This is a genomic window from Aliinostoc maniaoense (assembly GCF_058172895.1).
This window is the reverse complement of sequence record NZ_CP187952.1, coordinates 6,404,802-6,418,729: the sequence shown is the minus strand read 5'-3', so window position 1 is coordinate 6,418,729 and position 13,928 is coordinate 6,404,802. Positions and strand designations below refer to the sequence as shown.

Sequence of the window (13,928 nt, the reverse complement as noted above, 5' to 3'; positions counted from 1 at the left end):
CAATCCCACAATTGCCCAAACTTTAGCTCAAATCACCCATTTATAGCAATCACATGAAACTCAAGCAGCAATTTAGAAGTTTTAACGCTGCTTCTAAAAATGAAGCGCGGGTAATTTTAGCAAGTTTATTTTTAGTGATTCTTCTAGTATTGGCAGTTGGATTTTCCTTATCTTTTGGTGCTGTCGCCATGACTCCTGAACAATTGTGGCAAGCTATTTGGCGACAGGGAGAATCACTTTATCAAACTATACTTTGGGATTTACGCTTACCGAGAACTGTAGCAGCGATTTTGGTGGGTGCAGCCTTGGGTATGGCGGGTTCACTACTGCAAGGAATGTTACGTAACGGACTAGCCGACCCGTTTTTATTAGGTATTTCTGCGGGGGCTGGTTTAGTGGCAATTGCCATGTTTAGCCTAGGAGTATTCGTAGCTTGGATTCCTTTAGCGGCTTGGTTAGGGGGTGTATTAACAACAGTAGTTGTGTATTTTTTAGCCAGAACTGGGGATGGTGTTGCTGTTGAAAGGTTAATTTTAGGTGGCGTGGCAGTAAGCGCGATGTTCGGGGCAATACAATCTGTATTACTACTTTTAGCAGAGGATGGACGTATCCAAACTGCTCTCAATTGGCTTATCGGTAGTTTAAATGGTCGGGGATGGACAGAAATAACTACAGCCGGCTCTTATATTAGTGTGGCATTAGTATTGGGATGTTTGTTAGCGCGATCGGTGAATTTATTAAATTTAGGTGATGAATTAGCCGTAAGTTTGGGAGTTTCACTAACGCGATCGCGCATTTTTATCGGTGGAATTGCTACACTATTAGCCGCAGGTGCTGTCAGCATCGGCGGCTTAATTGGTTTTGTTGGTTTAATCGTACCCCACGGTATCCGCCTCCTCGTAGGAACAGACTACCGCGCCGTCTTACCACTCAGCGCATTAGGAGGCGCAGTAGTCATGACTATTGCAGACTTACTATCCCGCTTAGGTGCAGTAGAACTTCCTGTAGGTTCAGTCACCGCCTTATTAGGTTCACCCCTATTTATTTGGTTACTTTATCGCCGTCAAACCAGAATTTAAATCTCTTAATTACAAATTACAAATTACAAATTACGAATTACGAATTATTTTATCATGCCCTTAGAAACACAAAACCTAACTGGTGGATATACAACCAAAACAGTAGTTAAAAACATATCTTTAGCTATTGAAAAAGGAGAATGGTTGAGTTTAGTAGGTGCAAATGGTTCTGGCAAATCTACGCTGCTAAAACTGATGAGCCGTCTACTACTTCCCCAAACAGGAATTGTCTTATTAGATGGTAAAGCCATTCATACTCAACCCGCCGCCGTTGTTGCCCAAAAATTAGCTTTATTACCCCAACAACAACCAATTCCCCCTGGACTAACAGTCCGCCAATTGGTATCATTAGGACGTACTCCCCACCAACCTTGGTGGCAATGGGATTTAAATGGAGAAGATAGAGAAAAAGTTACAGAAGCCTTGCATTTAACCCAAATGGAAACTTATCAAGAACGCCTCGTAGAGCAACTTTCTGGAGGTGAAAGACAAAGAGCTTTTTTAGCCTTAGCCTTAGCACAAAATCCCCAAGTTTTATTATTAGATGAACCCACAACTTATTTAGATATTCGCTATCAGTTAGAATTATTAGAACTCTTACAGCAACTCAATCAAACATCTGGCATAACTATTCTCACAGTTTTACATGAAATCAATTTAGCTGCCAGGTATAGTTCTCGCATCGCCTTGCTATATCAAGGTAATATCTTTGCTGTAGGAGAACCAGAAATTGTCCTCACCCCAGAAAACTTAGCCGAAGTTTTAGGGGTAGAAGTAGCCATCTTAAACACTCCCGTAGGATTGCAAATTTGTCCTATAGTACCAATTCATCATTCAACCAATTGTTGAAGAATTGACTAATAACTTTCATCCATTTTAAATAACTCGAAAAATAAACGGATAACGGAAAGGTTCATCAGGCTGAGTCAGACAATGAAATAAAGCCCAAATTGTTAATCCCCAATGTAACAAGAAGCCAAAAGCCACCACTGGGAAAAACAAAATACCACCTAAACCAAAAGTTAGCCAAGAGATAACCCCTAGGGGTACACCTATAACTGTTGCCCAAAACCAAACATTAAAGTGGAAATTAATTGATTCTTTAGCGTTACTTTTGACAACTGGGTCATCGGAAATTATGTTAATAACAATAGGAACTCCGATAGAAAACAATGTTGTACTAAAGAAAATCGCCCCATGACAGAGAGATGATAGCAATTTGCGTTTATCGGAATTGTAAGCTTCTGTCATTCTGATAACTCCTCATCTATCTTTTAGCTTCAATTTTAAAGGATATTCATCGGTTTTGTATGGCTATTTACCGTACTTAAGTAGAAAATAGGCTTTTTCTAGTCATAGATTAGCGATCGCTACTAAATATTACAATTTAGACGATGAGGTTTACCGAACCCCTGAAATAATTAACATACCTTAGAGATAACGCGTAACGCACCTTATGACGGTGGTGCGTTACGGCTAAACATGATTTGCTCATAGTCCAAAATCCTTAGATATTACTACCGCATCCATAAATTTATGTCATAATTAGACTTTGGATTTTGTTCTACTAAGTAATACCAACTCGCTAAAATCTGCTCACACATTCAAACCCTGAAACCTAGATCATATCTGACTTTCTCAATTACGTACCCTTTAGCCTAGCCCCAGGCTATTACCAATAAGTACAACTATCTTGATTAATTTTAAAATATCTTAACAAAGGGAGCAAAATATGAGCCGAATTAATCCCTACACCTTGCAAATGCAGATTACACGAATGTTTGATCAAGGACAATCATTCTTTGCTACCACTAAAGTACAAGAATGGTTAAAAGAACGTAATCAAAATCCTTTAGATTATGACATTATTTTCCATCAAAAACCTGCTCCTCCCGGTTCAAAGGAAGTCATGGTAATAGAAATTGAGTTGCGCCGTAAAGATGGACAAGCTGTAGATCCTTGGTTACAAGAACAAGCTAACCTACACGCTTAATTTTATATTTTATAGTCATGCCTGAAGGTTTTTGATAGAACTTGGGCATTGACCAATTATTCCTTGAGATTATTGAAACTCTTTAAACATAGTATAGAAATATACTTATATAGGCTTTGTGGGATAAAAACAAGTATTAACCGTCTTCACGCATCACTCAGGTAAATTCTGCTGAAGGATATTTTGTATTTAATCAAAGCTTACGGTATAAGACAATTCTACCTCTAAGTAGAAGATATGCTACTCAGTAATCTTTATAATCTAAAAGTTGATTGAGTTATGTTACCTAGGAATATATACAGCACTTTTGAAGTAAGTGATACCAATTCTCTATGAAGTTGCGCCAAATAAATGATGTAGAGACGTTGCATGCAACGTCTCTACAGTACAGAATAAAGTGCATCTATGGCTACGCCAGGCAAGCTACATCAAGAAACGGTATGAGGTACACCATGAGTATTAAGTAGTAAGTAAATTTATTACTCATTACTCATTACTTTTTTTCAATCATTTGCTTTACCTCATAAACATCGAATCTGCTGTAAATTCTTCATAACTATCAAACTATTATCACTAGCCAAAAATTATTTGCTTGGCTTGCTGAATAAGTTGCAGTTCAATGAGGAAATAAAATTACCATGTCTTCATTAAGAACTTTTGAAGATAAAGAGCCGCAAATCTCGACTTCGCCTAGTTTAGAGTTTTGGAAAGGGGTGGGTAAAGTTACTGGTTTTACTCTTTTATCAATCACCATCCTGACAAGTTCTGTACTAGCTGGGGGATTGCTTGGTTTAGCTATTAGCTTCCGTGATTTACCAAGTGTTAGAAGAATCAGGAATTTTGTACCTGCTGAAACAACTTATATCTATGACATTAAAGGCAGGTTATTAGCAAGTATTCATGGGCAAGTTAATCGTGAAGTAGTTCCTTTAAAGAAAATTTCTCCTCACCTGAAACGAGCAGTATTAGCCAGCGAGGATAGTTCTTTCTACAACCATCACGGTATCGATCCTGTGGGAGTAGGGCGTGCTTTAGTGGTTAACTTGGAAGCTGGAGAAGTGCAAGAAGGTGGCTCTACTCTCACCATGCAATTAGTGAAAAACTTATTTCTATATCAAGAGCGTACTTTTACACGCAAAATAGCAGAAGCTGTGCTGGCAATTCGGTTAGAACAAGTTCTCAGTAAGGATGAGATATTGGATCTGTATCTCAATCAAGTTTATTGGGGTGATAACAACTATGGTATCCAAATGGCTGCACGTTATTACTTTAATAAGTCAGCCGCAAATTTAAACTTAGCGGAATCAGCTATGATGGCAGGATTACTTCCAGCACCAGAAAATTTTAGTCCGTTTATTAACCTGGAATTAGCAAAACAAAAACAAAAAGAAGTGCTGTTAAGAATGCTGGAATTAAACTGGATTAGCCAGCAAGATTATAATCAGGCTCTCAAGCAAAAGATTCAACTAAATAAAAAGAGAACTTTAGAAGGTAGTGCTGCACCTTATATAACTAATACCGTAGCGCAAGAATTAGTGAGAAAGTTTGGACGTGATGCACTGCTTAAAGGTGGACTGCGGGTGCAAACAACTGTTGATGCTAAATTCCAAATGATGGCTAACAAAACAGTCAAACGCTGGCATCAAAGGCTAAAACGGCAAGGGCTAAGAAATAATCAAATAGCTTTAGTAGCTATTGATCCGCGCACCCATTTTATTAAAGCTTTAGTCGGTGGTGTAGATGCTAAAACTAGCGAGTTCAACCGAGCAACCCAAGCACGTCGTCAACCAGGATCTGCTTTTAAGCCGTTTGTTTACTATACTGCCTTTGCTAGCGGCAAGTTCACACCCAATACAATAGTGCAGGATACTCCAGTCAGATATCGTGATGGCAATGGTTGGTACTCTCCACGCAACTATGACAATAGTTTCATGGGAGCAATACCAATTCGTACAGCTTTATCACTATCTCGGAATATTCCGGCAATCAAACTTGGCAAAGCTGTAGGTTTAAATAAAGTTATTGAAACTTCTCGGACTTTGGGTATTACGAGTCCGATGCAACCTGTAACGTCTTTGCCTTTAGGTGCAATCGGTTTAACGCCTGTAGAAATGGCTAGTGCCTACGCTACTTTGGCTAACTATGGCTGGCAATCACCGACTACATTAATCATCCGTGTCAGTGATAGCAATGGCAATGTCGTGATAGACAATACACCTCAACCCCGTTTAGTTTTAAATCCTTGGGCTTCTGCATCTGTGATTGATGTGATGCAGTCTGTAATTAATAATGGTACAGGTAGAGCGGCGGCTATAGGTCGTCCGGCTGCTGGTAAGACAGGAACAACTTCATCAGAAAGGGATGTTTGGTTTGTGGGTAGTGTACCACAGTTGACCACTGCGATTTGGGTAGGAAGAGACGACAACAGAAGACTAGGTTACGGTGCAACAGGTGGTGGCACAGTTGCTCCTATATGGCGTGATTTTATGCGAAATGCACTTAAAAATGTACCAGTTGAGAACTTCAAGCGACCTTCTAATTTTACTCGCCCTCGGCCACAGAAGAAATAGGAATTTTGGTAATATTACCGACAGTCTCATATATTTCTCAAAAAAGAGGACTATTCTAAAGATGGGGTTAAAACTTTGACTTAAAAATCTTCAAGGCGATCGCACAAATAACGTTGATAAAGTGGACAAGAAACTTCCACCTCATTTCCCTGAAACTTCACCAACCCTAAACTGTGGAGCATAAAGCCGAGTTCAGACTTGATTTTAACTGGTGCTGAAGCCTCAAGTACAGTTTTCATGGCAGTGCCTAACTCGTGGTTATCTTGCAGATGAGTTAATAAACTGCGGAAATATTGGGCATAGATTCCTGCTTCTGTCGGTGCTATTGCCAAAAATTGTTCAATATCAAGGCTGTAATCTAAACGTAATTTTTCTAATCCTTCATGTAATAAATAAGGATGTCCCCCCATTAATTCAAAAAGTTTTTGGAGTTGAGCATGACTTAAATCTGATGCAATTCCAACTTTTTGGGCTAACTGAAGCATTTGTTCTGAAGTAAATTCTGTGAGTTCTACAGGTAAACCAACATTAAAAGGGGAACGATTAACATTTAAGGTAGGATAAATATCCGTTGAATGGGCAACAATTAACCTCAATCGTTGCCAATCAGGTAAGATACGAGCATCTTCATACCACGCTCTCAACAAACTAAAAAAATTAGCCGCTACTTCGGTGAAGGGAAAAAGTCTATCAACATTATCGAGAGCTAAGACAATGGGACGAGGATGATTATCTAAGATTTGAGCATCACAATTTCTAAAAATATAGTCTTCAAAATATTCTGTGCAACTGGTATTATTTCCTAAATCTTCATCCCAATAACTATTGAGTTGATTTTCTATATTTAACTTGCGAGTTACACGACTACAAAAGTATTTTAAAAACCGTCCTAAATCACTAATTACTTCTGACTCAATTTTCAGTAAATTAATGGGGACAATGAGATAATTTTGTTGTTGGGCATAGTCAAGTATGCGATCAACTAGCCAAGTTTTACCCATTTTTTTGGGGGCTTTAATTCTGATTAATGCTCCAGGTTGAACAATAGCATCAAAGCAGCGTTTTTCGATGGGAGGACGCTCAATGTACTTGCTATCAGTTTCGTTAATACTGAAATTTTTTGTTTCTGGAGTAGCAGGGTGAAATTGTGAGGAGAGTAAATATCTTTCTAATGCTCCACGAAAGTTGCGCTTAGTTACTTTTTCACCAACGGCTTGAGAAAGTTTATGCCAAAGGAGATTACCCACATCACCATTAATATATTCAATAGTATAACCTAGTTCCTCAGCGATCGCGCTATAACTTTTGCCTTCCCATGCTCCTTGTAATACCTGAGTTTCAATATCAGTTAAATGTTTCCCAGTCTCAGCCACCAATAGCTGATCTACCGTAGTCTTGGCAAGCGTCCAAGTTAATTCACTATTTACATCCATCAACAATTCTCATAACTTTTACACTAAAAAATTATAGTATGTAAAAGCTTGAACCCATTATCAATTATACTAGAAACAGTTAATCTTTCGACTTCCCAGAATAAACCCTCTGCGTAACTTTGCGTTTACCTCAGCGACCCTCTGCGTTTAAAAGTAAAGCTCTCAGCCGTTTTTAATATATAATTTATCGTCACATAATTTGCGATCAAATTCGTAAAAGTTTTGATAAACTTGCAGACGTTTACAAGCTTTAGTAAGCAAAGTATCTAAACTATCAATAGACCAAATTTTAATTTGAGCATCAGGAAGACTAGAAACAAGTTTCGGCACAGGCTCTAAAGTCATAATCTCAGTCCAATCACCATTCATTGAAGGAGTCTGAATACTGTTGTATTGAGCTATTTGGCGACCCTGCATATCCCAGATTCTGGCGATTTGTTCTTCTTGGCTATAGGTCATAATTTGAGATTTATCAGGATTAAATTTAACTATATTAACCACATATTTATGACCGATAAAACTGGTTAAATATTCTCCTGTTTTACTGCGTAACTCCATATCTCCATTGAATTGAACGAGAAGCACACTACTACCATCAGGACTAAACCAACTACTGCTCCAACGTTGAGCATTTAACAAAGTAGTGGGAAATTCATCAATTTGATCCAAATTCCATTGATAGATATAATTTCCTAACTCTGGATGCAGAGTTGTGACGGTAATTTTTTGCTCCTGTTGAGCATACCAAGCATTTGTTACTAGAGAGTTCATTCCCGGAGGATAAACTTGAGCAATAGGAGATTGTTTTGAGCTATGCCAAAGCTTTGCACCTCCCCCATAACGAGTCCAAAAATAAATTTCTGGGCTATTTTTCTGGGATGGTTGAAAAGAAATTACCTGTCCATTAGTTCTATAAGTTCTGGTGTTTAAATCCTTTAAGGATATCAAACGAAGAACTCGTAAATCAGACAGGGCTAGATATTGACCATCAGGAGTCCATTCAATTCTCGCTTGATTACTAAATATAATTTCTTTAATTTGTTTTCCCTGATGATTCCAAATTTTAGCAATACATTCTCTTTTTGGTAATAATAAACATTCTACCGTTACTAAATGATTGCCATTGGGTTGAAATAAGACTTCCATAGATGGCGATTTGGTATTACTTTGATATTCATGGATTAATCGTCCATCTCTGCTGAGAATCCGAAAAATGTTTGTTTTTGTGTTAGGATTTTGATGAATAGTTGCTATGCGATCGCCCTTAGCAAATAAGCCCACAGTTTGAGGATTATTCAACGGTAAGGAAAACTTTTGACTTCCCTGTCCTACTAAATTTTGTAACTCAACCTTTTTGATAGTATTTCCCGATGTACTCACAAACGGGAACGGTTGATCGTATATACTAATATCTTGAGATTGATTAAATACATTTACTGAATTTCCCTCTAAATCAAACACTTCAATAGTGTTATTACCTTTATTTACCATCAACAAAAGCTCACCTGATGTAGTGAAGTAAACTTCTGTTACTGTTTCATGAAGGAGCATTCTTTGTTTATCAAATGGTAACTGAGTTTCTGCGATTTTTGTTCCTAGCCATTTATCTCCTTCAAACAAACTCCACCTTCTCAATACTAACTGGGAATCAATGGTAATTAATTCTTTTCTTTCAGGATTAAATGCGGCTTTCATACCCTGCACTTGTTCCACTTTACTGTTAGTAAAATCTTTAATACAAATAGTTTTGTAATCACCACAATGAAAAGCCAATAAATCCTTATCTTTTTGTCCAGTATTAGGAGTTGCAGACTTCAAATATATAGATTCGGGGAATGGGGAATAAGAATCATGAATTTCCACAGGTTCGCCTACGGGATTTCCGTCACTACCCCAAATTTGCCAATATAATTTTCTTGCACCATCATAATTATGTAAGGTGATATATCTTTTTCCATCAGCACTAAACCAAATTCCGTTTAATGGTTCTAAGGTGATATCAATGGGGAATGAACTAGGAAAAACTCCGCGTGCAGGCATTTGATTTAAATAAGTTTGTAATACCAATAAGGGAGTTATGGCTGGATAGTCGATTAAGGGAGTTTTTTCTGAAACTAAAGATTGCAGTTCTTTTGCTAAAGCAATTGCCTTGACTAAATTGTCTAATTTAGGATGGGGAAAATTTCTGAGTAGGGCTAAAGCTGATTTTTCTAACCGAGTACCAACGGTAAGTAAATGAAGTTCTCTATCAGCCTGGGTGATTTTTTTTCTAGCTTCGCTGAGGGTTTTTTGAGCTATGATTATTTGTGATTCGGCTTGTTGACGCTGTGCGATCGCATTTTCTGTTTCTAATCTAGCTTTCTGAGTAGTTAATTTTGCCTGTTTAGCTTCTAATTGGGCTTGTTTAATTACCTGATTCGCCTCTGCAATTTCTTTGAGGGCTGTGGCTACTTCATTTTGAGCTAGTTTTGCTTTCTGGCGTTCTTTTTTGACAACATCTTGACTTCTTTTTAGTTCTATTTGAGCTAGTTTAATTGCAGATTCAGCTTTCTTTGCTTCTAGTTGGGCTTGTTGAGTTTTATTGCGTTCTTCTATAGCTTCCGACTGTGCTGATTGAATAGTTTGACTAGCAAAAATCAAGGAACTAGCCAAAACCACCCCAGCTAATGTCAAAATACCCATACCCAATTTAATTCGCTGATTGGCTTTGTGATTTGCGACTTGTAAAACCTGTTTGGTTTGAGCTTCTATCTGCAAAGCCTCTGATATTTGTTGTTTTTCTGCTTCTTGACAAGCACCAAGATATTTGTAATCTAAATCGCTCAGACTTTTGCCCCTAGCCCATGCTAAAGCTGTTTGCAGAGCAATTCCTGTCAAAAGTTGAGTTGTATCTTTACCCTCCGACTTACTCCATTCATTCAGCAGTGGTGCATAGGGGCGGAGTTGTGAGAGAGCTTGGCTAACCCATTCTTGATTAAAAATTGTGCTGTAGATAGAATTAAATACTCGGAGTTGATGATTTTGTTTAACAACCAGTCCCGTTAGACGCAAATCTTGTTGTTCGGGACTATCATCACTATCAATGGCATTGTGCAATAAAATCTGCTGATATAGACCTAGTAAACGACTGGTGCGCCCAGGATGGCTAAAAATGCGATCGCAAATTGTCCGTAAATGTTCTGGTTCATCTTGACTCTGCCAATTCTTAATAATATAGGTATTAACAATTTCTGCTACCGTTAAATCTTTTCCGTAAGTCACCACTAATTGACAGAGTTTTTGAGTCAAAAAAGGTTGCCCCCCTGTCCAAGTTAAAATTTCTTTTAACACTTGGGCAGGATTATTAATTGAAGCTTGAATCAGTCCATTCTCTAGAGAATTTTGAGCCTGTTTAAACTCAAAACCATTAAGTTCAATCCCTCGTCCTAGATTAAAAGGAGTCCTTTTTTTATCTTGAATTAAATCAGATGGAGTAGCAACCCCTAATAAACAAAAAATCAGTCTGTTATAGTCTGGATTATCTGCTCGATGATTATAACAAGAACGAATCCAACTAAAAAAATCATCAGTGGGAAAATTTAAACTTAAAACACTATCAATTTCATCAATAAAAATGACAATCTTCTCTTCAACCATTGTCAATAATACTTCACTAATTAACTCTCCCAACTGCTGAACAGGGGAAAGAAAATTATGATCTTCCCACCATTGTCGCCAATTAAAAGAACGAGTAGCAGGAAAATTGCGTAAAATACGATAAGTAATTCCCTTATACCAAGCATTTGCGGTACTTTCTGTACCCATTGCCGATAAATCAATTACACCACAAGCAAATCCTTCAGCCTGTAATCTCTGCATGACTCGAACCCGAAGGCTTGATTTACCCATTTGTCGAGAATTTAACACATAGCAAAATTCTCCTTGACGGAGTGAATCATATAGTTTTTGATCTGCATTTCTCACTACATAAGTAGGATCTTCAGCAGGAAGACTACCGCCAAGATGATGATAGGGAGAGTGAGGAAATGACATAGGTTTATTTGTTTAACTAAAATGAACTATCATCCCTATTTTCAGTAAAATGAAATAGAAATGATAGTTGAGTTCAATGTGTCATAATCTGACTTTTCTTGCTATGTGCAAAAGTTAATATGAAACCTAACCCCCAACCCCTTCCCTACCAGGGAAGGGGAGCAAGAATCAAAGTAGAGACGTTGCATGCAACGTCTCTACAGTTGCAGAGGAGAGATACTCTACGAGAAGAGCTTTGCTCTATGGAGAGGGGTTTTCCATATCCCGTGAAAAGTCAGGTCATAATATGCTCATCATTCGACAGAAAAATCAGGATTAATGATGCTTTGCTTTATCTAAATATTTATCTCATACTGCTGACCTCTGGTACAAACTTTTGTTGAAGATAACACTTCATGAACTTTTAAACCCCACACGGGTGCGCCTCTTCTAGTCGTTCTTTTGAGAGTCCGATATCGTATTTTGATTTGGGTAGGCAGGTTATTTACGCCTTCTAAATTTCTGGTAGTTTGCCACGGTTGTCCATTAGGAATCACCTGATTGCGGGTAAATTCTACTTTCCATTCACCCAATTTGGTATAAGCGTTAATATTGGAATATCGTAAGCCAATAATCTTAATTTGTTTACCTGTATTGTTGTTAGCTTTGACATAAACTCCTCGACAATTTCTGCCTCGGTTGCTTTGTTGAGCAGATGTAGGAGATGTAGCGAAGAAAAATGGTGCGATCGCACTAATAACAGCTAATTTTGTACTAATAGTTCTACGAACGAAAGTATTCATCATTGTCTATTACCTCTATAAATAAGTAGAGAACAAAGTAAATATCTTTCCTTGAAAACCAATGTTTTAAGTTATCATCGATGAATTAATTATTTGGTTTTAACTGACTTGTTCAAGGTTGATATGTATGTATCATGTCATCCCAAAATCTATTTAGCTATAGGATTTTATGTGATTTTATAGGGTAATACCAATCCTTTATGAAGCTGCATTTTTTAAGCATCCTGTGATTGTTGCTTCATGCAGAAATGGTATCACTTCATTTCAGTGGTTTACTAGGTCAAAAACGTTAAATATGATACTGTCTAATTTTTGCCTTAACGTGTCTAATACAATATTGATTCTTTCTTCAATAAAGATACTTAAGGCTGCTTCAGGTAATTTATCACTTCTTGACCATTCAAGAATAATATTAGGTATGAGATGTGAAGACAGCACGACTTCTAAACCTAGGCAATCGTATTCTTTGAGATAATCTAAGGGATTTTTATCACTGATTTTCAAATTAGTAATTTGTGAAAGATAGGCAATATTCATCAAACTATCACATTCTATTGAAGTTGCTAGACCACTTTGTTTCATAAAATTCATAGGAAATATATGATGTAAGTTTGGCTTATCTGTTAACAGGTAATAAACATCATATAAAACATCTTTGTGAGGTTTTGACCAATCTTTTGGCCTCTGGTTAGCATACAGTGATAATATTGCCCTTGATAACCTACCTCTAGAACTATATGTAGATTGTCGTAGACGATTTTTATCAATTTGAAAGGGATTAAATGAAAAATCATGATATGTTTTTTCATGGTTAAGAAATGCGATATGCTGCCACAGATGAGTTGTATTAGTCAATAAATCATCATTGTGGAAGCTGTAATACCAAAAATATTTTTCTAAAAAATTATAGTTGGGGTTACTGTTACGATAAAAATATGCTGTTATCGTCAAATATAAATATCGATAAGGAATTAACTTTGTACCCTTGAGATGTAAACAGTTATCAAAAAAATCAAAAGTTTTTGTCATAGCTGTTTGAAAATTACTCCACACAGCTTCAATATTTTCTGTTTTTAACTCATTGAGATATCTGTCTGTAATATTTTGTACTCCCGCTTCAGGAAATGAAATTTTTACTACTACAGCTAACATTTGTAGTATTGTCCAATCATCGATACTGGTATATTGACTTGCAGCAATAGATTCTCTAAAACTAGTAATCAACTCTCGTAGATAAAAACCAGAGTTTTTATTTTCTGGGACACTGGGGCGAAAAGTTTTAGCGACTACAATATCGAATATATTTAATGGCTTTCCAGCTTGATTAATTCTTTCAAATATTTGGCAAACTTCAGCGACTTCAATACCTCGTAATTCAATAAAAGAAAGTCTGTAATTATCAAAAATTTGCCTAATTCTTCTCAATTGTTGTCTATATGGATGGTCAAATTCAATAAAACCATTTTCATAAAGACGTTTGTCTATACTATCATACTTGTGTTTAATATCTTGAAGTTTGATAATTAATCCTTGCTCATAGACTTTCTTTTTACCAGAATTAACTCTCCATTGACCATCCTTATCATCTATTTCATCCCAAAATAAAAATCTTTTCGTATAACTTATATCATCAGTTACATCTGTGAGTTCAATCGTTAAATCTATATATAAAGTCGGATCAAAATTTTCTTTATCAGCAATTTTTCCTCCATATATTGAAGTTAATAGGGCGGTTGTTCTTTGTTGTCCATCTAAAATATATTGGTACTCTTTAGAATAATAATTATCAGTCAGTTGAAGACCACCAATTTCTCGATGACTTTCCAATTTGGTCTTCGTTTTCCAAATTAATATACTGCCTAAAGGATAAAATTTATAAATACTATCCCATAGCTTTTTAACATTATCTTTTTCCCAAACAACATCTCTTTGAAAAGTAGGGATTTGATACTTTCTGTCTAGGAGATTTTCCAAATAGTGACCTATACTGAGATCATTGGGATTAATACGATCAGTGTATGTAGACATGAAGTTTACCT

The 13,928-nt window shown here is 36.8% G+C and carries 9 protein-coding genes; 4 read left to right on the top strand and 5 right to left on the bottom strand.

Annotated features, from left to right (window positions below):
* The first annotated feature begins 53 nt into the window (after positions 1 to 53).
* Both ACPZ3T_RS28250 and ACPZ3T_RS28245 read left to right on the top strand, forming a co-directional pair.
* Entirely contained in the window at positions 54 to 1,079 is a 1,026-nt protein-coding gene (locus ACPZ3T_RS28250) for a FecCD family ABC transporter permease (protein WP_490272739.1), read from the top strand.
* Between the two features lie 54 nt (positions 1,080 to 1,133).
* On the top strand, positions 1,134 to 1,928 hold the full coding sequence (locus tag ACPZ3T_RS28245) for an ABC transporter ATP-binding protein (protein ID WP_490272738.1): 795 nt from the start codon (positions 1,134 to 1,136) through the stop codon (positions 1,926 to 1,928).
* 27 nt (positions 1,929 to 1,955) lie between these two features.
* On the opposite strand, the gene ACPZ3T_RS28240 is transcribed toward ACPZ3T_RS28245, so the two are convergent.
* The gene (locus ACPZ3T_RS28240; protein WP_490272737.1) at positions 1,956 to 2,330 is read right to left on the bottom strand and encodes a DUF4870 domain-containing protein; all 375 of its coding nucleotides are present in this window, start codon (positions 2,328 to 2,330) and stop codon (positions 1,956 to 1,958) included.
* Between the two features lie 481 nt (positions 2,331 to 2,811).
* On the opposite strand from ACPZ3T_RS28240, the gene ACPZ3T_RS28235 reads away from it, so the two are divergent.
* Complete coding sequence (locus ACPZ3T_RS28235) at positions 2,812 to 3,072, top strand: hypothetical protein (RefSeq protein ID WP_490272736.1); 261 nt, start codon at positions 2,812 to 2,814, stop codon at positions 3,070 to 3,072.
* A gap of 638 nt (positions 3,073 to 3,710) precedes the next feature.
* Complete coding sequence (locus ACPZ3T_RS28230) at positions 3,711 to 5,642, top strand: transglycosylase domain-containing protein (protein WP_490272735.1); 1,932 nt, start codon at positions 3,711 to 3,713, stop codon at positions 5,640 to 5,642.
* Positions 5,643 to 5,722: 80 nt separating this feature from the next.
* Here ACPZ3T_RS28230 and ACPZ3T_RS28225 read toward each other — a convergent pair whose 3' ends face one another.
* The 4 genes from ACPZ3T_RS28225 to ACPZ3T_RS28210 form a co-directional block, all read right to left on the bottom strand.
* Entirely contained in the window at positions 5,723 to 7,075 is a 1,353-nt protein-coding gene (locus ACPZ3T_RS28225) for an AAA-like domain-containing protein (RefSeq protein ID WP_490272734.1), read from the bottom strand.
* A gap of 162 nt (positions 7,076 to 7,237) precedes the next feature.
* The gene (locus tag ACPZ3T_RS28220; protein ID WP_490272733.1) at positions 7,238 to 11,107 is read right to left on the bottom strand and encodes an AAA-like domain-containing protein; all 3,870 of its coding nucleotides are present in this window, start codon (positions 11,105 to 11,107) and stop codon (positions 7,238 to 7,240) included.
* A gap of 335 nt (positions 11,108 to 11,442) precedes the next feature.
* Positions 11,443 to 11,892, bottom strand: coding sequence for a hypothetical protein (locus tag ACPZ3T_RS28215; RefSeq protein WP_490272732.1), 450 nt, complete (start codon positions 11,890 to 11,892; stop codon positions 11,443 to 11,445).
* A 261-nt stretch (positions 11,893 to 12,153) separates the two neighbouring features.
* A complete protein-coding gene (locus ACPZ3T_RS28210) occupies positions 12,154 to 13,917 on the bottom strand; it encodes a GmrSD restriction endonuclease domain-containing protein (protein ID WP_490272731.1) in 1,764 nt (587 codons plus the stop codon).
* Between the last annotated feature and the right edge of the window lie 11 nt (positions 13,918 to 13,928).